General features: G+C 75.9%; 27 protein-coding genes and 1 tRNA gene. 15 read left to right on the forward strand and 13 right to left on the reverse strand.

Features of this window, described 5'->3' with window-relative positions:
- Nucleotides 1–13: 13 nt before the first annotated feature.
- The 7 genes from GCU56_RS14125 to GCU56_RS14155 all read left to right on the forward strand — a co-directional run bounded on the left by GCU56_RS14125 (nucleotide 14) and on the right by GCU56_RS14155 (nucleotide 5,376).
- Nucleotides 14–1,093 (forward strand): oligopeptide/dipeptide ABC transporter ATP-binding protein, encoded by a 1,080-nt coding sequence (locus GCU56_RS14125; RefSeq protein WP_163482376.1) that lies wholly within the window; start codon nucleotides 14–16, stop codon nucleotides 1,091–1,093.
- A complete protein-coding gene (locus tag GCU56_RS14130) occupies nucleotides 1,090–2,124 on the forward strand; it encodes an oligopeptide/dipeptide ABC transporter ATP-binding protein (RefSeq protein ID WP_163482377.1) in 1,035 nt (344 codons plus the stop codon). Before GCU56_RS14125 ends, GCU56_RS14130 begins: the two co-directional genes overlap by 4 nt.
- 264 nt (nucleotides 2,125–2,388) lie before the next feature.
- The gene (locus GCU56_RS14135; RefSeq protein WP_239522266.1) at nucleotides 2,389–3,297 is read left to right on the forward strand and encodes a hypothetical protein; all 909 of its coding nucleotides are present in this window, start codon (nucleotides 2,389–2,391) and stop codon (nucleotides 3,295–3,297) included.
- Nucleotides 3,298–3,359: 62 nt separating this feature from the next.
- Complete coding sequence (locus tag GCU56_RS14140) at nucleotides 3,360–3,854, forward strand: DUF2975 domain-containing protein (protein WP_163482378.1); 495 nt, start codon at nucleotides 3,360–3,362, stop codon at nucleotides 3,852–3,854.
- Nucleotides 3,854–4,099 carry a helix-turn-helix domain-containing protein gene (locus GCU56_RS14145; RefSeq protein ID WP_163482379.1) on the forward strand — a complete coding sequence of 82 codons (246 nt, stop codon included), beginning with the start codon at nucleotides 3,854–3,856 and terminating at the stop codon, nucleotides 4,097–4,099. Before GCU56_RS14140 ends, GCU56_RS14145 begins: the two co-directional genes overlap by 1 nt.
- Nucleotides 4,096–5,304, forward strand: coding sequence for an FAD-dependent oxidoreductase (locus GCU56_RS14150; protein ID WP_163482380.1), 1,209 nt, complete (start codon nucleotides 4,096–4,098; stop codon nucleotides 5,302–5,304). The genes GCU56_RS14145 and GCU56_RS14150 overlap by 4 nt, the downstream gene beginning before the upstream one ends.
- Nucleotides 5,290–5,376 (forward strand) — tRNA-Ser (locus GCU56_RS14155). The genes GCU56_RS14150 and GCU56_RS14155 overlap by 15 nt, the downstream gene beginning before the upstream one ends.
- Nucleotides 5,377–5,503: 127 nt before the next feature.
- Here GCU56_RS14155 and GCU56_RS14160 read toward each other — a convergent pair.
- Both GCU56_RS14160 and GCU56_RS14165 read right to left on the reverse strand, forming a co-directional pair.
- Nucleotides 5,504–5,752 carry an NrdH-redoxin gene (locus GCU56_RS14160; protein ID WP_163482381.1) on the reverse strand — a complete coding sequence of 83 codons (249 nt, stop codon included), beginning with the start codon at nucleotides 5,750–5,752 and terminating at the stop codon, nucleotides 5,504–5,506.
- A 129-nt stretch (nucleotides 5,753–5,881) separates the two neighbouring features.
- Nucleotides 5,882–6,400: a GNAT family N-acetyltransferase gene (locus tag GCU56_RS14165; protein ID WP_204332100.1), complete on the reverse strand. Its 519-nt coding sequence runs from the start codon at nucleotides 6,398–6,400 to the stop codon at nucleotides 5,882–5,884.
- 273 nt (nucleotides 6,401–6,673) lie between these two features.
- On the opposite strand from GCU56_RS14165, the gene GCU56_RS14170 reads away from it, so the two are divergent.
- Nucleotides 6,674–6,979, forward strand: a complete 306-nt coding sequence (locus GCU56_RS14170) for a hypothetical protein (protein WP_163482382.1) — start codon at nucleotides 6,674–6,676, stop codon at nucleotides 6,977–6,979.
- A 103-nt stretch (nucleotides 6,980–7,082) separates the two neighbouring features.
- On the opposite strand, the gene GCU56_RS14175 is transcribed toward GCU56_RS14170, so the two are convergent.
- On the reverse strand, nucleotides 7,083–7,331 hold the full coding sequence (locus tag GCU56_RS14175; RefSeq protein WP_163482383.1) for an STAS domain-containing protein: 249 nt from the start codon (nucleotides 7,329–7,331) through the stop codon (nucleotides 7,083–7,085).
- Nucleotides 7,328–7,624, reverse strand: a complete 297-nt coding sequence (locus GCU56_RS14180) for an STAS domain-containing protein (RefSeq protein WP_345771843.1) — start codon at nucleotides 7,622–7,624, stop codon at nucleotides 7,328–7,330. Before GCU56_RS14180 ends, GCU56_RS14175 begins: the two co-directional genes overlap by 4 nt.
- A gap of 203 nt (nucleotides 7,625–7,827) precedes the next feature.
- Here GCU56_RS14180 and GCU56_RS14185 point away from each other — a divergent pair, with 203 nt between their 5' ends.
- From GCU56_RS14185 to GCU56_RS24035, 3 genes are read left to right on the forward strand one after another with little or no spacing between them, the layout of a single operon-like run.
- Complete coding sequence (locus tag GCU56_RS14185) at nucleotides 7,828–8,556, forward strand: response regulator transcription factor (protein WP_163482385.1); 729 nt, start codon at nucleotides 7,828–7,830, stop codon at nucleotides 8,554–8,556.
- Entirely contained in the window at nucleotides 8,553–9,926 is a 1,374-nt protein-coding gene (locus GCU56_RS14190; protein ID WP_163482386.1) for an ATP-binding protein, read from the forward strand. Before GCU56_RS14185 ends, GCU56_RS14190 begins: the two co-directional genes overlap by 4 nt.
- Nucleotides 9,923–10,525 carry a GerMN domain-containing protein gene (locus GCU56_RS24035; RefSeq protein ID WP_163482387.1) on the forward strand — a complete coding sequence of 201 codons (603 nt, stop codon included), beginning with the start codon at nucleotides 9,923–9,925 and terminating at the stop codon, nucleotides 10,523–10,525. Before GCU56_RS14190 ends, GCU56_RS24035 begins: the two co-directional genes overlap by 4 nt.
- Nucleotides 10,526–10,541: 16 nt before the next feature.
- Here the strand turns inward: GCU56_RS24035 and GCU56_RS14200 are convergent, their stop codons facing one another.
- Together GCU56_RS14200 and GCU56_RS14205 are read right to left on the reverse strand one after the other, a co-directional pair.
- Complete coding sequence (locus tag GCU56_RS14200; protein WP_345771844.1) at nucleotides 10,542–11,699, reverse strand: NAD(P)/FAD-dependent oxidoreductase; 1,158 nt, start codon at nucleotides 11,697–11,699, stop codon at nucleotides 10,542–10,544.
- A complete protein-coding gene (locus tag GCU56_RS14205; protein WP_163482388.1) occupies nucleotides 11,678–12,247 on the reverse strand; it encodes a TIGR00730 family Rossman fold protein in 570 nt (189 codons plus the stop codon). The genes GCU56_RS14200 and GCU56_RS14205 overlap by 22 nt, the downstream gene beginning before the upstream one ends.
- Nucleotides 12,248–12,300: 53 nt before the next feature.
- On the opposite strand from GCU56_RS14205, the gene GCU56_RS14210 reads away from it, so the two are divergent.
- The gene (locus GCU56_RS14210; RefSeq protein WP_163482389.1) at nucleotides 12,301–12,765 is read left to right on the forward strand and encodes an NUDIX domain-containing protein; all 465 of its coding nucleotides are present in this window, start codon (nucleotides 12,301–12,303) and stop codon (nucleotides 12,763–12,765) included.
- 213 nt (nucleotides 12,766–12,978) lie between these two features.
- Here the strand turns inward: GCU56_RS14210 and GCU56_RS14215 are convergent, their stop codons facing one another.
- A complete protein-coding gene (locus tag GCU56_RS14215; protein ID WP_345771845.1) occupies nucleotides 12,979–13,785 on the reverse strand; it encodes an endonuclease/exonuclease/phosphatase family protein in 807 nt (268 codons plus the stop codon).
- Between the two features lie 1,065 nt (nucleotides 13,786–14,850).
- Between GCU56_RS14215 and GCU56_RS14220 the strand changes: the two genes are divergently transcribed.
- The 3 genes from GCU56_RS14220 to GCU56_RS14230 all read left to right on the forward strand — a co-directional run bounded on the left by GCU56_RS14220 (nucleotide 14,851) and on the right by GCU56_RS14230 (nucleotide 16,878).
- Entirely contained in the window at nucleotides 14,851–15,768 is a 918-nt protein-coding gene (locus GCU56_RS14220) for a 1,4-dihydroxy-2-naphthoyl-CoA synthase (RefSeq protein ID WP_163482390.1), read from the forward strand.
- Between the two features lie 40 nt (nucleotides 15,769–15,808).
- Nucleotides 15,809–16,141 carry a hypothetical protein gene (locus GCU56_RS14225; protein WP_163482391.1) on the forward strand — a complete coding sequence of 111 codons (333 nt, stop codon included), beginning with the start codon at nucleotides 15,809–15,811 and terminating at the stop codon, nucleotides 16,139–16,141.
- Between the two features lie 143 nt (nucleotides 16,142–16,284).
- Nucleotides 16,285–16,878 (forward strand): TetR/AcrR family transcriptional regulator C-terminal ligand-binding domain-containing protein, encoded by a 594-nt coding sequence (locus GCU56_RS14230; protein ID WP_163482392.1) that lies wholly within the window; start codon nucleotides 16,285–16,287, stop codon nucleotides 16,876–16,878.
- Between the two features lie 51 nt (nucleotides 16,879–16,929).
- Here GCU56_RS14230 and GCU56_RS14235 read toward each other — a convergent pair whose 3' ends face one another.
- From GCU56_RS14235 to GCU56_RS14260, 6 genes are all read right to left on the reverse strand, one after another.
- On the reverse strand, nucleotides 16,930–17,631 hold the full coding sequence (locus tag GCU56_RS14235) for a TetR family transcriptional regulator (protein WP_163482393.1): 702 nt from the start codon (nucleotides 17,629–17,631) through the stop codon (nucleotides 16,930–16,932).
- Nucleotides 17,632–17,640: 9 nt separating this feature from the next.
- Nucleotides 17,641–18,135 (reverse strand): DUF5946 family protein, encoded by a 495-nt coding sequence (locus tag GCU56_RS14240; RefSeq protein WP_163482394.1) that lies wholly within the window; start codon nucleotides 18,133–18,135, stop codon nucleotides 17,641–17,643.
- Nucleotides 18,136–18,201: 66 nt separating this feature from the next.
- The gene (locus GCU56_RS14245) at nucleotides 18,202–19,194 is read right to left on the reverse strand and encodes a glucosyl-3-phosphoglycerate synthase (protein ID WP_163482395.1); all 993 of its coding nucleotides are present in this window, start codon (nucleotides 19,192–19,194) and stop codon (nucleotides 18,202–18,204) included.
- A 102-nt stretch (nucleotides 19,195–19,296) separates the two neighbouring features.
- Nucleotides 19,297–21,447 carry a phage holin family protein gene (locus GCU56_RS14250; protein WP_163482396.1) on the reverse strand — a complete coding sequence of 717 codons (2,151 nt, stop codon included), beginning with the start codon at nucleotides 21,445–21,447 and terminating at the stop codon, nucleotides 19,297–19,299.
- On the reverse strand, nucleotides 21,444–22,157 hold the full coding sequence (locus tag GCU56_RS14255; protein WP_163482397.1) for a VTT domain-containing protein: 714 nt from the start codon (nucleotides 22,155–22,157) through the stop codon (nucleotides 21,444–21,446). The genes GCU56_RS14250 and GCU56_RS14255 overlap by 4 nt, the downstream gene beginning before the upstream one ends.
- Nucleotides 22,154–22,963, reverse strand: coding sequence for an MBL fold metallo-hydrolase (locus GCU56_RS14260; protein ID WP_163482398.1), 810 nt, complete (start codon nucleotides 22,961–22,963; stop codon nucleotides 22,154–22,156). The genes GCU56_RS14255 and GCU56_RS14260 overlap by 4 nt, the downstream gene beginning before the upstream one ends.
- Between the last annotated feature and the right edge of the window lie 201 nt (nucleotides 22,964–23,164).

Below are 23,164 nucleotides of genomic sequence, written 5' to 3' on the forward strand. Positions count from 1 at the left end.
GGGGACCGGGCCGGTGCCCTCGGGGACCGGGCCGGTGCTGGAGGTCGAGGACCTGCAGGTCGACCTGCGCACTCCCCGGGGGACGGCCCACGTGGTCAACGGGCTGAGCTACACCGTGGGGCACGGTGAGACGGTCGCCGTGGTGGGGGAGTCGGGCAGCGGCAAGAGCGTGTCGGTGCTCGCGCTGCTGGGGCTGCTGCCGGCGCGGGTCGCCACGGTCACGGGACGGGCCCTCCTGCACGGCGAGGACCTGCTCACCATGTCGCCCGAGCGGCTGCGGCAGGTGCGCGGCCCGGGCGCCGGGATGGTCTTCCAGGATCCGATGACCTCGCTCAACCCGGTGCTGACGGTCGGCCGGCAGCTGGTCGAGGGTATCCGGGCGCACGGTGAGGTCTCGAAGGCCGACGCGCGGAGGCGGGCGGTGGAACTGCTCGGCGAGGTCGGGTTGCCCGATCCCGGCCGGGCGGTCGACCGGTACCCGCACGAGCTGTCCGGCGGCATGCGGCAGCGGGTCATGATCGCCATCGCGCTGTCCAACTCGCCGGGACTGCTCATCGCCGACGAGGCGACGACCGCGCTCGACGTCACCGTGCAGGCGCAGATCATCGACCTGGTGGAGAAGCTGCAGGCCGAGCGCGGCACCGGCGTCGTGTGGATCACCCACGACCTCGGCGTCGTCGCGGGCATCGCCGACCGGGTGCTGGTCATGTACGGCGGGCGGTGCGTCGAGGACGGCACGGTGGACGACGTCCTGGAGCGCCCCGTGCACCCCTACACCCGCGGCCTGCTGGGCGCGCTGCCCGACCTGGCCGCGCCGGCCGGTCCGGACGGCGTCGTGCCCGACCTGGCCACGGTGCCCGGCGTCCCCCCGGCGCCGACCGACCTGCCGCCGGGCTGCGTGTTCTGGCCGCGCTGCCCGGTCCGCTCGGACCCGCGCTGCGAGACCGAGCAGCCGCCGCTGGTCCAGGTCGGCGGCGGCCCGGGGGCCCTGCCGCACCGCGCCGCGACGTGGTGCGAGGACCGGACTCCCGGCGCCGCAAGTGCGGTCGACCGGACCTTCGGCGCCGCAAGTCCAGGGGAGGGTGGGTCGTGACGGAGGACGTGCTGGTCTCCGCCCGCGGGCTGGAGGTGCACTTCCCGATCCGCTCCGGCGGTGCGCTGCGGCGGACCAGTGGGGTGCTCCGCGCGGTGGACGGCGTGGACCTCGACATCCTGCGCGGCGAGACGCTCGGACTGGTCGGGGAGTCCGGCTGCGGGAAGTCGACGCTGGGCAACGCGCTGCTGCGGCTGGTGCCGCCGACGGGCGGGACGGTGACCTTCGACGGCACCGACGTCACCTCGCTGGACCGGCGCGGGCTCAAGGAGATGCGCCGCCGGGCCGGGATGGTGTTCCAGGACCCGTTCGCCTCCCTCGACCCGCGCCGCACGGTTGCCCAGACGGTCTCCGAGCCGCTGGAGGTGCACGGGCTGCGCTCGGGCGGCCGCGAGCGGGCCGCGCGGGTGGCCGAGCTGCTGGAGCTGGTCGGCCTCGACCCGGCGGTGGCCGGGCGCTATCCGCACGAGTTCTCCGGCGGTCAGCGGCAGCGGGTGGGCATCGCGCGGGCGCTGGCCGGCGAGCCGGACTTCCTGGTCTGCGACGAGGCGATCGCCTCCCTCGACGTGAGCGTGCAGGCGCAGGTGCTCAACCTGCTGCGGCGGCTGCAACGGCAACTGGGCCTCACCCTGCTGTTCATCTCCCACGACCTGTCCGCGGTCCGGCACATCGCCGACCGGATCGCGGTGATGTACCTCGGCCGGGTGGTCGAGGTGGGCCCCGCGGACGCCGTCGGCTCGGACCCGCAGATGCCCTACACGCAGGCGCTGCTGTCGGCCGTGCCGGTGCCGCATCCGGAGCTGGAGCGCTCCCGGAAGCGGATCGTGCTGCGCGGCGACGTCCCCTCGCCGGCCGCCGTGCCCAGCGGCTGCCGGTTCCGCACCCGGTGTCCGTACGCGTTCGAGCCGTGCCCGGACGTCGACCCCGCACTGCAGCCGGTCGGTGCTCCGGGTCAGCTGGCCGCCTGCCACCTGCACGGCGTGGTGGGGCGGCCGGTGGACTCCGGTGAGCCGGTCGCGGCCCGCGACTGAGCGCGACGCGCCGGTGCGCCGGCGCCGTTCCGGGATGACCGACGGGGTCCGCAGCGCCGCCACGCTCAGGACGGGTGGGCAAGTCGACAAGGTCCCGGACGCAGCGCGGGGTCACGGACGGTCCTGCGGGCCGGAGACAACGATCGGGTGACGGGCGCCCTCCCGGTGGCGTCCGAGGAAGCCGGTCGGAGGTGCGCGGACCCTAGCTTTCTGGTTGTTCGCGGCCCTTCCCCGGCCGCGACGGACGTCATGGAGGACGGCGCGATGATGCTGTTGTGGCCGACGGTGGCCGTGCTGGGCTTCGTCACCCTGGCCGGTCTGGTCATCGCGTTGGGCAGGGGCTCGACCGCCCGGTACGAGTACGAGCGCAACTCCGTGGCCGCTCAGCGTCGCCAGCCCGTCGCCGCGGCCGTGCCCGCCGCGGCGAGTGGCGGGTCGGCGGGCGGCCCGGCCGGAGACCCTCCCCGGCAGGCGGGGCGCGGCGCGAGTGCGCCGGCGGCCGGAGGCCAGCTCGAGCAGCGCACGGCGGTCGGCGTGGCCGCCCACCCCGCCGGCAAGCGGAGCATGGAGGGCGCCTCCGACCCGGCGTGGTGGCTGGTCGACGAGTCCGGTGACGAGCGGGTCACGGAGATCGTGGCGGGCCCGTTCGCCGACCGCCTCGAGGCGGACTGGGCCGCCCTGGCCAACGGGCTGGCCGACACTGTGCGACCGGTCCACGGCGTCCAGCGGGCCGACGGCGCGCTGGCCCGCCGGCAGTCGCCGCAGGAGCGGGCGTGGCTGGCCGAGCTCGGTGCGCACCTCGACCGGCTGCCCGAGGACTGGGACGAGCTGCTGTCGGACACCGACGCCCTGACCACGCTGGTGGTGGAGGTCGGCGCCGCGCTGATCGAGGCCGGCCTGCCGCTGCACGACTGGGCGGGCTGCGGCCCGGACGGCGGCGGTCCCGGCGGCGGGGTGTGCCTGACGCCCGACCTCGGCTCCGGCGGCATCCTGGTCAGCTGGCGCCAGCACGACCGGATGAGCCTGCAGCAGGTCCGGGGCGCGGCCGTGGACGCCGCGGTGCAGGAGACGATGAACGCCGCGGTCGCCACCGTCCTGGCCCAGCTGGGCTTCCGCGTCGAGGCGCTGGACTCGAGCAGCTGCTACCGGGTGACCGCCGTCCCGGAGGACTGATCCGGTGAACCACCCGGCGTGGTCGATTGACTTTCGATAGATTCACCGCGAGAGTCGATCGCATGACGCACTTGCGCCGGGTGGTGCTCCCGCTCCGGATCCTGCTGGTGATCGTGTTCGCGGCCCTGGTGGTCGCCCAGGTCTGGGGCGTGCCGGGGATGGTGCCGGACCTGACCGAGCCGACGCTGGAGCGCTCGCTCGTGAAGGCGGTGATGGCGACCGTCTCGGTGCTGGCGCTCGGCTGCGTCCAGGTCGTCGTCGTCTGCACCTGGACGTTGCTCACCCTGGTCACGAAGGACCAGATCTTCAGCTCCAGCGCCCTGCCGTGGGTGAACGGCATCGTGCGGGCCACCGTCGTCGGCTGGGGGATGCTGCTCGGCGCCTTCGTCTGCAGCTGGTACTTCATCGTCGACGAGGTCAGCGACGACCCGGCGCTGCCGGCCCTGCTGCTGCTGTCGCTGCTCGTCGGAGCCGTCCTGGGCCTGCTCATCGTCATCATGCGGGCGCTGCTGCGGCAGGCGACGACGCTGCGGACCGACATGGAATCGGTCATCTGATGCCCATCGTCGTCCGCATCGACGTCGAGCTGGCCCGCCGCAAGATGAGCGTCGGGGAGTTCGCCGAGAAGGTGGGGCTCACGCCGGCCAACGTGGCCGTGCTGAAGAACGGCCGGGCCAAGGCCGTCCGCTTCAGCACCCTGGAGGCCATGTGCCGGGTGCTCGACTGCCAGCCCGGCGACCTGCTCGAGTGGGTCGAGGACGACCACACCGCGTCGCAGGCTCCGCACGAGGCCCGGCGATGACCGGGGTCCGGGACGCCCCGGCCGGTCGCCGTCCCGATCCGGGGACCGTCGACGTGCTGGTCGTCGGAGCGGGGCTGGCCGGGCTGCACACGGCCACGCTGCTCGCCCACCGGGGCCACGACGTGCTGCTGGTCGAGCGGCGCGCCCGGCTCACCGGCGCCATCCGCACCACGGGGATCTTCGTCCGGAAGACCCTCGACGACTTCGCGCTGCCTCCCCAGCACCTCGGGCCGCCGATCCGGCGGGTGGTGCTCTACCCCCCGGGGCTCGATCGGCCGGTGACCCTGGTCAGCGCCCGGGACGAGTTCCGCGTGGGCGACATGGGGCCGCTGTACGCGACGGCGGCCCGCGCGGCGGCCGACGCCGGTGTGCGGATCGCCCTGGGCACCCGCTACGAGGGGCGGCGGGACGGGACCGTCCACCTCGCCGGCCCGGAGGGTCCGGCGCGGGTGCGGGCGCGCTTCCTCGTCGGCGCCGACGGAGCCCGCTCGCGGGTCGCCCGGGACCTGGGCCTGGACCGCAACGACCACCTGCTCGTCGGCGCCGAGGAGGTCTTCGAGATCCCCTGCGGCGAGGACCCCCCGACGTTCCACTGCGTGCTCGACCCGTCGCTGGCGCCGGGCTACCTGGCGTGGGTGGTCAACGACGGCCGGCACGCCCACGTCGGCGTGGCCGGCTACGCGCGCCGCTTCCCCGAGGGGCTCCGCCGGGCGCTGGAGCGGTTCGCCGCCGGCGCCCCCGGGCTGTCCGGCGTCGACCGTCCGGACGACGTGGAGCGCCGCGGTGGCCCCATCCCGGTCGGGGGACTGCTGCGCCGGATCAGCTGCGCCGACGGCCTGCTCGTGGGCGATGCCGCGGGCGCGGTCTCACCGCTCACCGCCGGTGGGCTCGATCCGTGCCTGCGACTGTCGGAGCTCGCCGCCGCCGTCCTCGACGACGCCCTGCGGGCCGGGCGGCCCGACGCCGTGCGGCACTACGACGGAGCCGCCCTGCGGGCCAGCTTCCGGGGGCGGCTCCTGATGCGCCGGGGACTGGCCCAGGTGCGCACCCCGGCGGCCGCGGCCACGGCGTTCAGGCTGCTGCGCACGCCGTTCGGGCAGGCCGCCGCCCGTCGGGTCCTCTTCGGCGACCTGTCCTTCCCGGACGCCGCCCCGCGCCGGGACTCCTCGCCGGTCCGTAGGATCGGCGCGGGAGGGCTCGCCTAGTGGCCGATGGCGGCGGTCTTGAAAACCGCTATGGGGTCAAACCCATCGTGGGTTCGAATCCCACGCCCTCCGCTCTCGACGTCGTCCGGCTGCGCTCCACGAGCGGATCCCGACGGTGATCGGCCAGCGCTGGACCGCCCTGAGGGGGCAGGTGCGCTGGCGCCGGTCTCCGGTGCACCATCCACGGGGCCCGGTCGAGTCAGCGGCGGGCCATCGCTACGCGCACCTGCCGCAGCGATGGGTTGGTCAGGTACTCGGGCCCGACGACCACGGTCGGCGAGAGCTCGAACCCCTTCTCGTGATGGGCCCGGACCGCGCTGGCCCCCTCCTCGTCGTCGCGGAAGCGCACCGACCGGTGAGGCACGCGAGCGAGGGTGAGCTGAGCGCGCAGCCTGGCCGCGTACGGGCATCCCGGCTCGTAGTAGACGATCGGGGTGTCATCGGCCATGGCAGACCTCCAGGGGCACGGCTGACGGTGTCACCGTGCCGCGGGGTCGATGTCCAGGGCAAGCGACGCCCGGGCGAGCCCGGCCGCGCCGGCAGTCGCTGAACGGGGCGGGGTGGGCGGTCGCGGCACTCAGGTGTCGTGGGTGTGCCGCCTGCCGGGCGTCAGCTCCCAGCGCCAGACGGCGCCGACGTCGGGATCGCTGAGCTCGGCGGTGCGTCGGAAGCCCAGTCGCCGGAGGACTGCTGTCGACGGGTTCTCCTCGGCGAGGGTGTGGGCACGCACCAGCGTCACTCCACGGGCGGTGGCGATGTCCAGCCAGCGGCGGGCGGCCTCGGTGGCGTGGCCCCGTCCGCGGTGGGCCGGAGCGACGCTGTAGCCGATCTCGACGGTCCCGTCGGTCGGCGGACCCGTGAAGCCGCCCAGGCCGACGACCGTGTTCGTCGTGGGGTCGATGATCAGGTAGCTGAACCAGCCGGGGTCCATGCCGTCCCCGAGCGCCTGGATCGTCGCGGGCAGGGCCTCCGGGAACTCCAGGTAGCCGGCGGCGACCCGGTAGCCGAACTGGCGTGTGAAGGCGTCGTCCCCCTCGAGCAGCGCCTCGGCGCGGTCACGCGTGAGCGGTTCGACGGTGGTGAGCTGCGGTTCCATGACCTCATCCAGTCCCCGTGCCGACGCGGCGGGTGCGTGCGGTGGATCGCCGCCATCCTGGCCTGAGCGCGGCACCGATGGGTCGTGATCCGGCCCCCGCTCCGGGGAGGGGAGGCCGACGAGGTGCAGGCGTCCGCTCAGCTGCCGGGTGCCGCCGGCGGCATGACAGCCGTGCGAGCCTCGCCCTCGGCCGCCGCAGGTGGCCGGTACCACCGAGCCGGGCGTCGGGCGCGAACGGGTGACGCCGGTCCAGGCGTGGCCTAGCCTGCGCTGGTGGCTGACGACGACCTGCAGGGCCTGGTGCGGCGTCGCCTCTGGGAGCTGGGCGTGACCGCGGACGAGGCGTCGCGCCGGTCGCGGTGGGTGGTGCCGGCGCAGACCATCCAGCGCATGGCCCAGCGCGGCGGCCGCAGCTTCATCAGCGCTGGTCTGGCCCGGCACCTGGCCCGAGCGCTCGGCGTTCCGGAGAACAGAGTCCGCCGGGCGGCGGGCTTGCCCCCGGTGGACCCAGGCGAGACCATCGCCACGGGCCCGCATCTCAGGCTGGTCCGCCGGGAGGACCAGCGCCACCTGGACTGACGAGGACCGCGGCGGGACCCGGGCCCGCCCCAGGGGCGGTTCCCCGGCGGCCTCGGCCCCAGTGCGCTGGACGCTCGCCGCACGGGGCCGGTGCCGGCCCCGGTCAGGTCCGGATCAACAGCTCCCCGCCGTCGGCGGCGAAGTCGCGGCGCAGCTCCCGCAGGATGTCCAGCCCCTCCGCATCGGCGGATCGGACGTCACGCAGATCGAGCACCACCCGGACGTGGCCGCTGCCGCGCAGCCCGTCCGCCGTCCCGCGCAGCAGGTCCGCGCCCAGTGACGTGAGCGTGCCCCTCGCCCGGATCAGCCCGGCGGACCGGTCGACGACCTCGGTCAGCGACGAGTCGTTCACGCCACCGCTCCGGCGGTCGCCGGCTCGACCTCGATGACGCGCCAGAGCCCGGTGCGGTGCAGGAGGTCCTCGGTGCGGCGGTTGGCGCCACGCAGCACCACCGCTCCGCCGCGGGCCCGGCAGGTGCGATGGGCCGAGAGGAAGCTCGCGACGGCGGAACTCGACAGGTGCTCGACCCCGGACAGGTCGACGACCAGACGGCGGGCGCCGGCCATCAGCGCGTCGTGCAGCAGCCAGCGGACGTCGGCCAGCCCGTCGGCGAGCAACTCGTCGTCGAGGTGGATCGTGCCCACGTCCCCCCGTGTCCCGCCGTCCGCCGCGCAGCCGCCCGTCCTGGACCGTGCCGGTGCTGTCGTCACTGTCGGCTCCTCCTCTGTCGCTGACCGCGATCCTGCCCTCGGCCACTGACAGCTTCCTGCGCGAAGGTTGCGATCCCGCCGGGAGTTGCTTTGCGATCGCGTGACGGGACGGCGGCCGCCGGGCGACCGCTGGCAGCATGTCGCGGGTGGCGCTGCGTCTGCTCGTCGTCGAGGACGACGACCCGATCCGCACCGCCCTGCGCTGGGCGCTGGAGGACGAGGGCTACGACGTCGCCGAGGCGGCGAGCGGCGAGGAGGCCCTCGCGCAGGTGGCCGTCGCCACACCCGACCTCATGGTGGTCGACCTGATGCTCGGCTCGATGGACGGGTTCGCCGTCATCCGCGAGGTCCGCCGCGACCACGCCCTGCCGATCATCGTGGTGAGCGCGCGCGCCGACACCCATGACATCGTCGCGGCGCTGGAGGCCGGCGCCGACGACTACGTGACCAAGCCGTTCGAGGTGAAGGAGATCACCGCGCGGCTGCGTGCGCTGCGCCGGCGGGCGGGCGCGGGGAGCGGTGCCACGGGGGCACCGGACGCCCGGCCGGACGAGGTGCTCCTCGACCGGCACCCGCCGGCGCCGCTGGTCCTGCGGGAGATGCGCGGCACCGTCCACCGCGGCGGCGCGCAGGTGCCGCTGACCCTCACCGAGTTCCGGCTGCTGTGCGAGCTGGCGTCGGCGCCCGGCCGGGTCTTCAGCCGTGCGGCCCTGCTGGAGCGGGTGTGGGAGCACGGCTTCTTCGGCGACGAGCGGATCGTCGACGTCCACATCCGGCGGCTGCGCACCAAGGTCGAACTCGACCCGGGAGCCCCGCGCCTGGTGGTGACCGTGCGCGGGCTGGGTTACCGGCTGGACCCACAGTGAGAGCGGCCCTCGGGTCACGGGGGCTCCGGGCGCGGATCGTGCTGGGCTTCGCCGTCGGCACCCTGCTGGTCTCCGCCGTCCTGGTGACCACGACCTGGCTGCTGGCCCGCGGCTACCTGGTCGACCAGCGCGAGCGCTCGCTCACCCGGCAGGCGTTCGCCGACGCCAACGTGCTCAGCAGCCGGCTGTCGACGGCGGGCACCGAGGTCGGCGACGTGGTCGGGGAGCTGGTGCCCTCCGGCGGTGCCGACGTCGTCGTCCGCAGCGGCGACTCCTGGTACTCCTCCGGTCTGGAGGTCGGCGCCCGCGACGTGCCCGCCGAGCTCCGCGCGATCGTCGGCGGCGGCGCGGCCGGCACCGTCCGCGTCGACACCCCGAGCGGCCCGGCGCTGCTGGTCGGCGTCCCGGTCGCCAGTGCGGGTGTGGAGTTCTACGAGCTCTCCCCGCTGGCCGAGCTGGAGCAGGTGCTGCGCACGCTGGCCACCGTCCTGGGCGCCGGCGCGCTGGCCGCCACCGCGGCCGGCGCGGCGTTCGGCGGGTGGGCCAGCCGGCGGGCCGTGCAGCCGCTGGAGCAGGTGGCGGCCGCGGCGACCCGGATCGCCGGGGGCGAGCTGACCACCCGGCTGCCGCCGTCGGAGGACCCCGACCTGCTGGCCATCGTCGCCAGCTTCAACAGCATGGTCGACGCGCTGGCCGCGCGGATCGAGCGCGACGCCCGCTTCGTGGGCGACGTCAGCCACGAGCTGCGCAGCCCGCTCACCGGCGTCCTGACCAGCGTGGAGGTGCTCGCGGCCCGCCGCGCCGAGCTGTCGCCGCGGGCCGACCAGGCGCTGGCCCTGGTGGAGCAGGAGCTCGGCCGGTTCCGCCGGATGCTCGACGACCTGCTCGAGCTGGCCCGCATCGACGGCGCACCGCGCTCGGACCGCGCCGCGCCGGTGTCGATGACGGCGCTCGTGCGTGAGGTGCTCGCCGCCAGCGGCCGGGACACCCGCCTGCTGCACGGCGATCCGGACACCGAGACGACGGTGGTCGGGGACAAGAACGGGCTGGAGCGGGCGGTGCGCAACCTGCTGGACAACGCCGACCGGCACGCCGGCGGCCCGTGCGCGGTCCACGTCCAGCGGCGGGACGGCGCGGTGGTGGTGAGCGTGGACGACGCCGGACCCGGCGTTCCCACGGCCGATCGCGAACGGGTCTTCGAGCGCTTCGTGCGTGGCCCCCGGGCCGCCCGCAGGTCGCTGCCGGGCGCCGGGCTCGGGCTGGCCATCGTCGCCGAGATCGCCGCCCGGCACGACGGCGCGGCCTGGTGCTGCACCGCACCGGACGGCGGCGCGCGGTTCAGCCTCTCGCTGCCCGGAAGTGCCCGGTGAGCCGCCGGGCCGCGGCGCTCGCCCTGCTGTGCCTGCTGGCCGGCTGCGGCGTCCCGACCGGCGGGCCCGCGGAGACCATCCCGGCATCCGAGGTCCCCCACGGGCTGACCTCGACCAGCCCCGCGCCGAGGCCGACCGCCGCTCCCGAGCCCCAGGCCGAGACCACCCGCATCCACCTGGTGGCCGGGGACGACAGCCTGGTGCCGCGACCGCGGGAGGTGTCCGGCTCGTCGGTGCGCGACCGGCTCGACGCGCTGCTGACCGATCTCGCGGCCGGTCCCACGGCCGCCGAGCGCGATCTGCAGCTGTCCACCGCACTGCCGCCGGACGTCGAGCTCAGCGTCACCGACGTCTCGGACCCGACCGTGACCATCGACATCAGCGGCGCCGCGGACGCGCCGGCCGGGCTGGCCAGCCGGCGGGCGGTGGCGCAGATCGTGCTGTCGGCGACGAGCGTGCCCGGGGTCGACGCCGTCGTCCTCACCCTCGACGGGGAGCGGGTCGAGGCGCCGCTGCCGTCGGGGGAGCTGACCCCCGCGCCGTTGACGGCAGACTCCTACACCGTCCTCCTGGCGCCGGCGTCCGCACCGCCGTCCTGACGCCCGGGCCGCTTCCTCACCGGCCGCCCGCGGCCAGCCCGCGGACGGCGGCGGCCAGCGTGCGGCCGGTGAGCCGGCCGTCGGCCAGGCCCAGTGCCACGACGTCGTCGAAGACCCGCTGCCGCGCAGACGCGGCGCGGAAGGTGGCGTCCATGACCGCCGGCCACCGGCTCAGCTCCGAGGCCAGCCGCGCGGAGCGCAGGTGGCCGGACAGCCGCCGGCGCACCGCCGCCCGGTAGATCGCTCCCGCGGCCGGCCCGGCCTCGGCTGCCGCGCCGGCCAGCGCGCCGGAGAGGACGGCGTAGAAGATCCCCTCGCCGGTCAGGGGGTTGACCAGCGAGGCCGCGTCGCCGGCCAGCAGCACCCGGCCTCCCGGCAACCGCGGCCGCCCGGTCGACAGCGGCAGCCGGTGCGCCCGCAGCGGCCCCGGCGCGACGCCGGGCAGCAGCCGGTGCAGGCCCTCCACCAGCAGGGCGCGGGTGGCTCCACCGGAGACCAGTTCGCCGTAGCCGACGTTCGCCCGCCCGTCGCCGAGCGGGAACGACCACGCGTAGGCCGGCCAGCGCTGCTCCGTCGTCACCAGTACCTGGGTGCCCGCCTGACCGGGCAGCTCCGGGGCGTAGCCGCGGATGGCGACGGCGAGCCGGTCGTCCCGGTTGCTGCCCAGGCCCAGCGCCCGGCGGACGACGGACTCCGCGCCGTCGGCTCCCACCAGCACGCCGGCGCGCACCGTGCCGTCGACGGTCACGCCGTCCGGGTCGGTCGCGACGGTGCGGACGGTGTGCCGGCGGAACCGCGCCCCGGCCGCCCGCGCCGCCGCCAGGAGCCGGCCGTCGAGCACGGCGCGGGGGACGACGTACGAGGGCCGGTGCGTGGCCCGGTCGACCGTCGCGCCGCCCGGTGACCGCAACGACAGCCGGGGCACCGGCGGATGGCCCTCGACGAGACCAGCCGGGTCGACCCCCAGACCGGTGAGGACGTCGAGCGCCTCGGGCGCGACGGCGTCCCCGCAGACCTTGTCGCGGGGGAACTCGGCGCGGTCGAGCACCAGCACCGAGGCGCCCGAGCGGCGGGCGGCGAGCGCGGCGGCCGAGCCGGCGGGTCCACCTCCGACGACGACGACGTCCCAGTGCTCCTCGGGCCCGGGTGGCGTCACGGCGGCGTCGGCGTCCACTTGCGCGCGGGGTGCTCGTAGCGCCCGACGAACTCCAGCAGCTCTGCCGCGTCGCCGACCACGCCGAGGGCGTCCAGCCGCCGGGCGTCGAGGTAGCCGTCGTCCACCATGCGCCGCAGCTGGGTCAGCAGCGGCTGCCAGAAGCCGTCGACGTCCACCAGGACCGTCGGCTTGGCGTGCAGGCCGAGCATCCCCCAGGTCCAGGCCTCGAAGAGCTCCTCGAGCGTGCCCGCCGCTCCGGGCAGGGCGACGAAGGCGTCGGAGAGCTCGGCCATCCGCGCCTTGCGCTCGTGCATCGTCTGCACGACCTCGATCCGCGGCAGCCCGGGGTGCGCCAGTTCGTCGTCCACCAGGTGCTGGGGGATCACGCCGAGCACCTCCCCGCCGGCGGCCAGTGCGGCGTCGGCGACGACGCCCATCAGCCCGACGTGGCCCCCGCCGTAGACGATGCCGACCCCCGCGCGGGCCAGGTCGGCGGCGAGGTCGGCGGCGGCCTGCTGATGGGACGGCGGCCCGGTCTGGGACCCGGTGAAGACGGCGACGCGCACGCCCCGAGCCTGGCACGGCGGCGGTCGCGCCTCCCCTCGGGTTCACTGGAGGGGTGTTCACCACGACCGACGGCTGGGTGAGCTGCTCGTTCGGGCACCGGCACTGGGGCCTGCTGGGCGCGGCCGGGCTGCTCGTGCACCGGGACGGCGACGACGGCCCCGAGCTGCTGCTCCAGCACCGGGCCACCTGGTCCCACCACGGCGGCACCTGGGGGACGCCGGGCGGAGCGCTGCACGCGGGGGAGTCGCCCGAGCGCGGCGCGCTGCGCGAGGTGCAGGAGGAACTGGGGCTGCTCCCCGACGACCTGTCACTGGGCGCGCACTCCGTCGACGACCACGGGGGCTGGGCGTACACGACCGTGCTGGCGCGGCCGTTGCGCGCCATCGAGCCGGGCGACCTGCGGCTGGACGGCGAGAGCGACGGGGTGGCCTGGATCGCGCTGGCCGAACTCGCTTCGGTGCCGCTGCACCCGGGCTTCGAGGCCTCCCTGACCCGCCTGCACGACCTGCTCCACTGACCTCGGGCCTCTCCGCGGACCCCCCCGGGCCTTTCGGCGCCGACGGTCCGGGACCCCGGGGACCTTCGGCGCCGAAGGTCCGGGACCCCACGGGCCTTTCCGCGAAACCCCCCGGGCCTTTCGGCGCCGAAGGTCCGGGACCCCGGGGGACTTTCGGCGCCGAAAGTCCGACCCCGGGGCTCTCGGCGCCGGGGGGCCGGTGGGTCCGGCCCGTCAGGTGGGGGAGACGGTGACGCGCAGCGCACGGTGGTCGCCGACGGCCAGTTCCTGGGCCCGCCCGTCGCGGGCGGACAGGCCGTTCCCGACCGCCAGCAGGTGGTCCAGCTGCACCCGCGGGTCGGCGGCCGGGAAGCTGGCCGCGCGCACCAGCGGGGTGGCCCGCAGCAACCGGGCCGGGACGCCGCCGGGCAGGTTGAGGTCGCCGGCCAGCACCGTGGGACCGGGCAGGGTCGCCATCCACCGGCGCAGTCGCAGCAGCTGACGCACCGAGGTGTGCGGCGCGAAGGACAGGTGGGTGGCCACCACGGTGAGGTGCTCGAGCCGGGCGGCGACGGCGATCCGCGGCTCGTCGGGGATCCACCACCACCGCAGGCCCCCGGTGCGCGGGTCCGGCGCCTTCATCGGCAGGCGGGCGCGTCCGGCGCCCAGCCCGAGCACCGACCACTCGAGCACGGGGAGCCGGCTGATCAGGGCGATCCCGTAGACCGGCCCGGCCTGGCCGTCGTCCGGTCCGCGCAGTGCCGGGTGAGCCGGGGACCAGCTGCGGAACGGATCCGGGGTGCCCGTGAGCGTCGCCGCGCCGCGCCAGTCCGCGGCGTCCAGCCCGTCGGCCACCGCGGCCGCCTGGTCGGCACCGGAGGAGCGCGGCTGGCCGGCGTCCACCTCCTGGACGGCGAGCACGTCGGCGTCGAGGACGGCCACCGCTGCCCCCAACGCGGCCGGGGCGAGCACCGACCCCGCCGCGCTGCGCCCCGAGGAGATGTTCACGGTGCCGATCCGCACGGCGCGCGCGTCGGGCACGCCCCGACGCTACCGGGGCGGCCGGGACCCCGACGTGCCGCTGCGTCCGGACGCCCTTACGTTGGGCGAGTTCCGTCACCCGCCGAAGGAGCCCGGCCCTGTCCCGCCGACCCCGCCACCTCGCCGCCGGCGATCCGCACCGCGCCCCCACTCGTCCCGGTCGCCTGCAGGACACGCTGCAGACCCGGGGGCCCTTCGCGCTGTTCTTCCTGGCCGGGTTCCTGTGCGCCGCCGCGGTGGCCATGATCCTGTTCGGCCCGTCCCCCGAGCGGACCGGCGGCGCCTCGGCCGGGGGGCAGGACGTCGCCGAGGAGGGCATCGGCACCGCGGCCCGCGCCTCGTCGGCGGCCGGGGGCCGGGCGTCCTCGATGACGCGCGGATCGTCGGGAGCCGACGCTGACGGGACGGCCGACGGCGCCGACCCTGCCGGCGCTCCGGGCGGTGTGCCCGGTGCCGTGTCCGGCGCCGTGCCCGGTGCGCCCGCCGGGACCCCGGGGCAGCCGGCGGTGGAGTCGGGGCGGACCGCGGATCCGGGGCAGGCGCCGGCAGAGCCCGGGACGCCGTCCGGTCCGCCGGCCGGCCCGGGCGGTGAGGCGGCGGGTCAGGCCGCCGGCCCCGCACCGGACCAAGGCGAGGGCCCGGCGAGCGACCCGGCGGCGACCGGCGCCGCGGCGACCACCGCCGCGAGCCGGACCGAGGCAGCGCCCGCCACCGGCCGCCCCCCGACCGCCGGCGCTCCCACGGGACCCGCGGCCGAGGGTCCCCGTGCGGCGCCGGTGCCCCGGCCGGGTGTGCCGACCCGGACGCCGTCCGGCCCGCCGGCTCCGGCTCCCCCTCCCGCCCCGGCTCCGGCACCTGCCCCCGCCCCGGCGCCGGCTCCTGCCCCGGCACCTGCTCCCGCCCCGGCACCTGCTCCCGCCCCGGCACCTGCCCCCGCGCCCGGTGGCGACTGTCTGTGCGACGTCGTCGAGGACGTCACCGGCGGGGTGGGGACCGTCGTGGGTGGGGTCGTCGGCGGCCTCGTCCCGTGACCGGCTGTTCCGCGGTCGCACTAGGTTCGCTCGCATGAGCGCCCGCCCCGACGTCTCCGAGATCTTCGACAGCGCCGCGTGGGAGCCGGTCGCGGGCTTCGACTTCGCCGACCTCACCTACCACCGCGCCGTGGACGCCGGCGTGGTCCGGATCGCGTTCGACCGGCCGGAGGTCCGCAACGCGTTCCGCCCGCAGACCGTCGACGAGCTGATCGCCGCCTTGGAGCACGCGCGGCTGTCCACCGACGTCGGCTGCGTGCTCCTCACCGGCAACGGACCCAGCCCCAAGGACGGCGGCTGGGCCTTCTGCTCCGGCGGCGACCAGCGGGTGCGCGGGAAGTACGGCTACGAGTACGGCGGCGCTCAGGCGGCTGGGGCCGGTGCGGGCGGTGGAGGACAGGGCCGGCTGCACGTCCTCGAGGCGCAGCGGCTGATCCGCTTCATGCCCAAGGTCGTCATCTGCGTCGTCCCCGGGTGGGCCGCCGGGGGCGGGCACAGCCTGCACGTCGTCTCCGACCTCACCCTGGCCAGCGCCGAGCACGCCCGGTTCAAGCAGACCGACGCCGACGTCGGCAGCTTCGACGGTGGCTTCGGCTCGGCCTACCTCGCCCGTCAGGTGGGCCAGAAGTTCGCCCGCGAGATCTTCTTCCTCGGCGACGAATACACCGCCGCCGACGCGCACGCGATGGGCATGGTCAACCGCGTCGTCCCCCACGCCGAACTCGAGGCCACCGCGCTGGACTGGGGTCGGCGGATCGTGGCCAAGAGCCCGACGGCGCAGCGGATGCTCAAGTACTCGTTCAACCTGATCGACGACGGTCTGGTCGGGCAGCAGCTGTTCGCCGGGGAGACCACCCGGCTGGCCTACATGGCCGAGGAGGCGGTGGAGGGCCGCGACGCCTTCCTGGAGAAGCGGGATCCCGACTTCACCCGCTTCCCCTGGCACGTGTAGGGACCTTCGGTACAGGAAGTCCCAACAGGAGGGAGACGTCATGATCGTCGAGGTGGTGACGGGCGCCGACGAGCGTCCGGAGGCACGGGTCGTCGACGTCGACGACCTCGGCCGGCTGCACCTGGCCCTGGGGCAGGTGACCGACGAGGAGGCCGCGGAGGTCCTCGAGGGCGCCGGGCTCGGCCGGTTCCAGGACAGCGAGACCGCCGTCCTGGACGTCGCCGCGCTGCGCGCCGCGGCCGAGCAGCAGGCCACGGCCTCGGACTGGCCGGCGCGGTGGGACGAGATGGTGGGTCAGGCCCGCTCGAAGGGCTGGCTGTCCGAGGACGGTGCCACCCTCCAGGTGCACGTGGAGAGCGCTGCCGGGGCGTGATGCGTGGGGCGACCGCCCGTTCGCATGCCGCACATACTTGAGACTCTCAAGAAAAGCCTGTGAGTTCCGGTCCCGGTCATTGTGGTGACTCCACCGAACGTCCACGATGTCGCGGTGAAGTCCTCCGATGACGGGGCAGCGGCGTGACGGGGACGCCGGGTCGCCCTCTGAGCGCCGAACTCTCCGACCAGCTGCTCTCGGTCGCTGTCGACATCCTGGCCGACGAGGGCTGGGGCAGGCTCAACAGCGACCGGGTCGCCGCCCGAGCCCGCGCGGGCAAGGCAGGCATCTACCGACGGTGGCCGACGATGGCGGCGATGGCCCGACACGCGGTCGGGCGGTTCACCCTGGTCCCGGCTCCGCCGGACTCGGGGTCCGTGCGCGACGACCTCGCCGCGCTCGTCGACCGCTGGCGGCACCCCCTCGACCGAGAGGAGCGAGCCGCCGCCAGCCTGGTGGGCGCCGCCCGCCACGACGAGGACCTGCGGGCCGGACTCGACGCCGCTCTGGTCCAGCCGCTGGCCGACGCGGTGGCGACCATCGGCACCCGCTCCGCCGAGCGCGGACAGGTGCTGCCCGAGGCCCGCCTGGCGCTGCTCGGGTCGGTGCTCGAGGCGTTCTGGTGGCAGCGGCTGACCGCGGCGGCCGGGGCGATGACCGCGGCCCAGGTTCAGCGCGTCGTCGACGACGTCCTGCTACCGCTCCTGCAGCCGGCTCGCGAGGCCGCCGCCGTCTGACCCCGGCTGCACCCGGGCGGGTCCCCGCCTGCCGCGGCCGGCGGGGACCGCTCAGCCGGTGCGGCGGACGGCGTCCGGCCAGCCGGGAGCGGTCGGCCTGGCCGTTCCGGCGTGCATCGGGCCGAGCCCCTCCTGGAGCTGACCGAGCACCTGGTCGGCCAGCGACTCGATGCGGGCCGCCGACCGGGCGGCGCTCACGTGGTCGCCGAGGACTGGACGCTGGCTGACCAGCAGCACGCGGACGGCCGCCAGCCAGGTGGCCGCGGTGAGCGACGCGGCGGTGACCGGGTCCGGTGCGGTGTACGGGCCGTCCGACCACGCCGCGGTCAGAGCCTCGGCCAGCCGGCGCTCCGCCTCGTGGACCAGTTCCAGTTCCCGGACGCGCAGTGCGGCCGACGCCTCGATCGTGGCGATGAAGCGGCGGCGCTGCTCGGTGGTGTGCGCGCCCGCCAGGGCGGCCACCATCCCGACGAGGTGCCTGCGCAACGCAGTCAGCGGCGGCACGCCCGGCGGTCGGGAACGCACCGCCTCCGCGGGGCCGTCGACCCAGGGCGTGCGGCCGTCGAAGAAGAGCTCCTCCTTCGTGCAGAAGTGGTTGAACACCGTCTGCACGGCGACGTCCGCCGTCGTGGCGATGTCGGCGATGGTGACCGCCTCGAAGCCCCGCTCGGCGAACAGGTCCTGGGCGACCGACCGGATGAGGGCGCGGGTCTGCGCCTTCTTGCGGGCCCGCCGGTCGTTCAGATCACTCACCGTCGCAGCTTAACTGCGCTCGGTAGTTCGATCGGGCATGCGGGTCGGTTCGCGCCGCCAGTCGGCGAGCACCGCACGCGCCCAGGTCTCGACCAGGACGGGCAGGTCGATGACGTCGAGGTCGGCGGCGACGTCGGCGATCGTCGTCCGCCAGGCCTCGGGTGCCTCGGCCACGTCGCCCGGCGGGGTGGGCACCGGCTCGGCGAGCCGTCCGGCGAGGTCGTCGAGGACCTCCGCGAGCCGCTGAGGGCCCGTGGCGCCGGGGTGCTGGGCGGCATAGGCGCCGTCGGCCAGGGCGACGACGACGGCGACCTGCGCGTCGGTGACCTCCTCACGCAGACCCCGCAGGGTCTCCTCGAACAACCGGGTGCAGGCGGCGGAGACCCCCGCTGGCGCCGGGTCGTCCCCCCGGGCGGGGACGAGCACGCAGCCACACCCGGGGCACCGGACGCTGGTGTCGGCGCCGAGCCGGGCCGCGGGCGGCGGGGACGGGGACGGGGACACCCGCCGATCGTGCCCCACCCTCGCGGCCGCGCGGCAGGAGGCCCCGTCCGGGCCGCCGCCGTGCGATCAGCCGACGACGTCGGCCGGCAGCGCGCGGTACTCGGGCACGGTGACCATCGGCGGGCGCTCGTCGACGGCGACCGGTGTGCTGTGCGGCACGAAACCCATCCCGTCGTGACGGAACTGGGTGAGCAGGCCGCCGGCCTCCTCCAGCCGGTGGTCGGTCCGGCCGCGCCCGGCACGGGACAGCACCGTGGACACCACCTGCCCGGCCATCCGGCCCAGTGCCTCCTGACTCTGCGAGGTGTGGCGGCGGACGCCCAGGTCGACCTGGGCCAGCCCGGCGAGACCGGTCAGGTCCAGCAGGTCGATGAGCAGGCCGATCTCGACGCCGTAGCCGGAGACGAAGGGCACCTGCTCCAGCACCGAGCGGCGGCCGGCGTACTCCCCACCCAGCGGCTGGACGACGCCGGCCAGCTCCGGCCAGAGCGCGTTCAGCAGCGGGCGGGCGGTCAGCTCGGTCACCCGCCCGCCGCCGGCCGGACTGCTCACCCCGTCGGCCCGCAGTGGCCGCGTGTAGCAGCCCTTCACGTAGCTGGTCTGCGGATCGGTCAGCAGCGGGGTGAGCAGCGCCGGCACGTAGTGGGTGACGTCCCCGAGGAGGTCGGCGTCGAGGAACACCAGGAGGTCGCCGGTGGTGGCGGCCAGCGACTTCCACAGCGCCTCGCCCTTGCCCGGACGGGTGCCGTGGCCCGGCAGCACGTCGGCGGTCGAGACGACGTCGGCGCCCGCGGCCCGCGCCACCCGGGCGGTGTCGTCGGTGGAGTCGGAGTCGACCACGAGCAGCTCGTCGACCAGGGGGAGCCGCTGCACCCAGTGGGAGCGCAGTCCGGTGACCAGGTCCCCGACCGTCGCCTCCTCGTCCCGCGCGGGCAGGACGACGCTGACCCGGTGCCGGCCGCGGCGCTTGGCGCGCAGCAGGGCGCCGGGGTCGACGTCGTCCAGGGACGGCGCCACGGTCGTGCGCTCGGCGAACCAGGCGCCCGCGTCGGGTCTCATCGCCCTACTCTCCGTGACCCGGCTGCGCCGGTGCCAGGTCCCGCCGTCCTGTTCATTCGATCGTCACCGGCTGTCCCGGAGCGGGCCGGACGCGACCCCGGATCACACCCGGGCGTCGTCCCGCTGCAGCGCGGTGGCGCTGAGCGGTCCGACCGTCGCGCCCTCGCCGGTCGGCTCCGGATGGCCCAGGTCGGTCAGCCAGCCGCGGAACACCCGGTGCAGCCGCTCGGCGCCGACCACCTCGCCGGGCGGCCGGAACGAGCGGGGGTGCAGCAGGAAGCCGTGCTGCTGGGCCCCCCCGAGGCCGCCGTGCGAGCCCACGTGCGGCTCGAACGCCGAGGCCTCGTCGGTGTCGGGGTCGTAGCGGCTGTTGATGACGACGTCGGCGCAGGTCGCGAACCCCGACATCCGTGTCACCAGCCCGGCCGCGTGCACGCCGTAGACAGCGAGGGGGTCCTCGCCGATGACGATGCCCGTGGTCAGCCGGTGCAGCCCCTCGCGGCCGAGGACGACCGGCCCGAACTCCTCGGAGTGCACGAGCAGGAAGCCGACGCCGTCGTGGTCGACCAGGCCGGGCAGCAACCCGGGCCAGTGCCGCTCGATCTCCTCCAGCGACACCCGGCCGGGGATGTCGGGGAACGAGACCATCGCGGTGTGCCCGGACACGGCCACGACCACGCCGGGCGCCACCCGGGGCACCGAACCGGCCCGCTCGGGCAGCTCGTGCGAGTGCGGCACGTCGGCGGCGCGCTCGACCCGTTCGCGCAGCCGGCGGGCGATCGGTCCGGCGCTCTCCGCCAGCGCGGCACCGACCTGCCAGGCCTCGGTGAGCCGGCGGCTGTCGCGCGGGCCGGTCAGGTGCGGCTCCGGCAGCGCGCCGGGTGCGCCGCAGAGCCGGCCGACCAGCTCCTCGATCGACTCCCCGAACCGGGCGGCGAACGCCTCGCCCTGGGTCTGCCCGTGGTCGGAGAGGCAGACCAGGTGGTACTCCCGCGGGGCCAGCTGGGCGGCCCGGTGCAGCCGGCCGATCTGCTGGTCGATGGTGCGCAGCACCGCGAGGCTGTCGGCGCGCTCCAGGCCCGCGTGGTGGGCGGCCTCGTCGTAGCCGAGGAAGTCCGCGTAGGCGACGGGTCGCCCCGCCATCATGTCCTCGAGCAGGGCGAACACGACGACGTCGCGCGCGATCACCGTCGTCCCCGGACGGGCGAGGGGGTAGATGCCGCCGCGGGACACCCGCGGCCGGACGTCGTCGCGGCGCTCCCGGGCCGCGGCGAGCAGCTCGCGGTGGATGTCCACGGCCGACACCGCGATGGTCCGCAGCGCGTTCACCGGGTTGGCGAAGTAGGCGTAGTACCCGGAGCCCACCCGCTCCCGGGCCTGCCGGGCGCGCCGGCTGGTCGCGGGGACGACGTGCGAGAGCGAGCTCATCGTCAGGCTCACGTGCGCCGCGTCGCCGGTGAACAGGTTGCCCCGGCTCGCGCCGCCGCCGGAGAGCAGGCCGCGGCCGTCGGAGTGCGCGCGCTCGAGCTCCGCGGCGTCCAGCGGGGAGGAGACGCGGACCATCCGGTCGCGGGCCTTGTCGTACCAGCGGAAACCGGGGATGTCCTGGTTGGAGCCGTGCAGGATGCCCATGACAGCCGCGCCGGTCTGCGAGCTCCAGTCGGTGTGCCAGGAGGTCAGCGCGTGGCTGCCCGAGCGCAGCCACGCGGCCAGGTTGGGCATGGAGCCGTCCCGGACGGCGCGGCGGGCGGTGTCGAAGGACAGCGCGTCGATCTGCAGGAACACCACGCCGGGGGGCAGCGGCGCAGCCCCCGGCGTCGGGCGGGCCCGGCGGCGGGCGCGGCGGAAGAACAGCTCGTCCTCGTCGATGGCCAGCACGCTGCTGACCAGCCCGGAGACCGCGGCCATCCCGACCCCGACGGTGACCGCGGTGCGCAGGTTCTCGATGACCACGCCGGGGACGAGGAACGACAGCCCCAGCACCGCCGCCCCGAGCAGCAGGAAGCTGCCCAGGCCGAGGGTGAGGAAGGCCAGCGGCAGCGCGATCCGCATGACCAGCGGCCAGACCACGGCGGTGAGCAGCCCCAGGAGCAGCGCGATCACCGGCGGCTGCCACCAGGAGTCCATGGTGAAGTCGGCCAGCCACGAGTCCAGCGCGGCCAGCGCGGCGGTGGTGGCGAGCCAGGTGAGCAGCACGCGGGCCGGCGTACGGCCCCGCCGCACCACCCGGCCCGGGGTGGCGGGACGGGTCATGCCGGTCCGCAGGGTGAGCGGTCCGGATCCGTCTCGTGGGGGCGTCGGGCCGGCGGGATCCGGCCCGATCCGACGCGGCCCCGGTCCTCGTCGTCCGCCGGTGGCTCCGGGTGCCCGTCGTGTCCCGCCGAGCGCCGGCGTCGCGAGCTCACCGCGTTGAGCACCGCACCGACGAGGAGCACCAGCCCGGTGGCCAGCAGGACGGCGGTCAGCGGCGAGTCGAAGACGCCGCCGCTGACGACCCCGAGCAGCGCGTAGGCCACCGCCCAGAGGAAGGCGGCCAGCAGCGAGGCAGGGAGCAGCCGCCGCCACGGGTAGGCCAGGGCGCCCGCGGCCAGCAGCACCGGGATCCGTCCCGCGGGCAGCAGCCGGCCCGCGACGACGATCTGCCAGCCGTGCCGGCGGAACTGGTCGCGGACCTCCTCGATCCGTTCGGCGTGCTGGCCCCGGGCGACCCAGCGGACCGCCGACGGGCCGCCGAACCGGCAGATCGCGAAGGTGACGACGTCCCCGATCCAGGCGGCCAGGGTGGCGACCGCCACCACCAGCGGCAGGTTCAGGCCGTGCGCGGTGACCGCGAAGGCCGCCCCCGCGCCGACCAGGGCGCCGGTCGGCACCACGGGCACGACCGAGCCGAGCAGCACGCCGCCGAAGAGCACCGGGTAGCCGATCGCCGAACCGTCGGTCCACGCCGCGGCGAGCGCGCTCACGGTGTCGCCGTCCCGGTGGGGAGGACCACCGGCCGCCCCGGCTGGGTGACCGCGACGTGGGTGCCCAGGCCGCGGCCGGCCACGGCGGCGGCGAAGGTGTGCGGTGGCTCGACCAGCAGTGCCCGCATCCGGCTGCCCAGCCCCGGCAGCACGGTGCTGCCGCGGACGGCGAGGGTGCCCCAGTGCACCGGGACGGCGATCCGCGGGCGCAGCCGGGCGACGGCCTCGGCCGCCTCCGCCGGGTCGAGGTGCCCCGGCCCCAGGGTGGGGCCCCAGCCCCAGACCGGCAGCAGTGCGACGTCGATCCCGCGGTCGCCGAGCAGGTGCATCTCGTCGAACAGGCCGGTGTCGCCGCTGACGTAGACCGTCCGACCGCCGCCCTCGACCAGGTGGCCGAGGGCGCTCGTGTCCGGACCGTGGGTCAGCCGCGGGCCCCAGCGGTGCCCGGTGTGGCGGGCCGGGACGGCCGTGACCCGCAGGGCGCCGTGGTCGAAGGACTCACCCGGCAGGAGCTCGACGACCTGCCGGAAGCCCCGGCCGCGCAGCCACCCCCCGGCGCCGCGGGGGACGGCGATCGGCACGTCCGGGTCCAGCAGCCGCAGCGAGGGCAGGTGCAGGTGGTCGGCGTGCAGGTGGCTGATCAGCACCAGGTCGACGCCCGCCCAGGTCTCGGGGGACGGCGCGGGGACGACGCGCCGCAACGGCCCCACCCGCCCGGTGAGCAGCGGGTCGGTCAGCAGGGTGTGCCCGGCCAGCTCGACCCGCACGGTCGAGTGGCCGAGGAAGTGCAGCACCGGCTCGCTCACCGCGCCAGTATCGACCTCGGGGGTGACCATCCAGAACCGGATTGACCCTTCCGGGGAGACCCTGACCACCGGCCAAGCCCGCTCCGGCCTCGCCTCGGCCCTCCTCGCGGGCCTCCTCGCCGCCCCGGCCCTCCCCGCGTTGATCATGCGGTTGTTGCGCGCGACACGCGACGACCTGCCGCGACGACCGGCAACGAGCCC

It is taken from the genome of Geodermatophilus sabuli (genome assembly GCF_010686765.1).
GTDB lineage: Bacteria > Actinomycetota > Actinomycetes > Mycobacteriales > Geodermatophilaceae > Geodermatophilus > Geodermatophilus sabuli_A.

Coding starts and splice junctions, on each gene's coding strand:
- GCU56_RS14160 (WP_163482381.1), bottom strand. CDS start 5,752: ATGGCCGATGACACCCCGATCGTCTACTACGAGCCGGGATGCCCGTAC.
- GCU56_RS14225 (WP_163482391.1), top strand. CDS start 15,809: ATGATCGTCGAGGTGGTGACGGGCGCCGACGAGCGTCCGGAGGCACGG.
- GCU56_RS14165 (WP_204332100.1), bottom strand. CDS start 6,400: ATGGAACCGCAGCTCACCACCGTCGAACCGCTCACGCGTGACCGCGCC.
- GCU56_RS14150 (WP_163482380.1), top strand. CDS start 4,096: ATGACCGGGGTCCGGGACGCCCCGGCCGGTCGCCGTCCCGATCCGGGG.
- GCU56_RS14140 (WP_163482378.1), top strand. CDS start 3,360: ATGACGCACTTGCGCCGGGTGGTGCTCCCGCTCCGGATCCTGCTGGTG.
- GCU56_RS14245 (WP_163482395.1), bottom strand. CDS start 19,194: ATGAGACCCGACGCGGGCGCCTGGTTCGCCGAGCGCACGACCGTGGCG.
- GCU56_RS14220 (WP_163482390.1), top strand. CDS start 14,851: ATGAGCGCCCGCCCCGACGTCTCCGAGATCTTCGACAGCGCCGCGTGG.
- GCU56_RS14145 (WP_163482379.1), top strand. CDS start 3,854: ATGCCCATCGTCGTCCGCATCGACGTCGAGCTGGCCCGCCGCAAGATG.
- GCU56_RS14135 (WP_239522266.1), top strand. CDS start 2,389: ATGATGCTGTTGTGGCCGACGGTGGCCGTGCTGGGCTTCGTCACCCTG.
- GCU56_RS14185 (WP_163482385.1), top strand. CDS start 7,828: ATGTCGCGGGTGGCGCTGCGTCTGCTCGTCGTCGAGGACGACGACCCG.
- GCU56_RS14250 (WP_163482396.1), bottom strand. CDS start 21,447: ATGACCCGTCCCGCCACCCCGGGCCGGGTGGTGCGGCGGGGCCGTACG.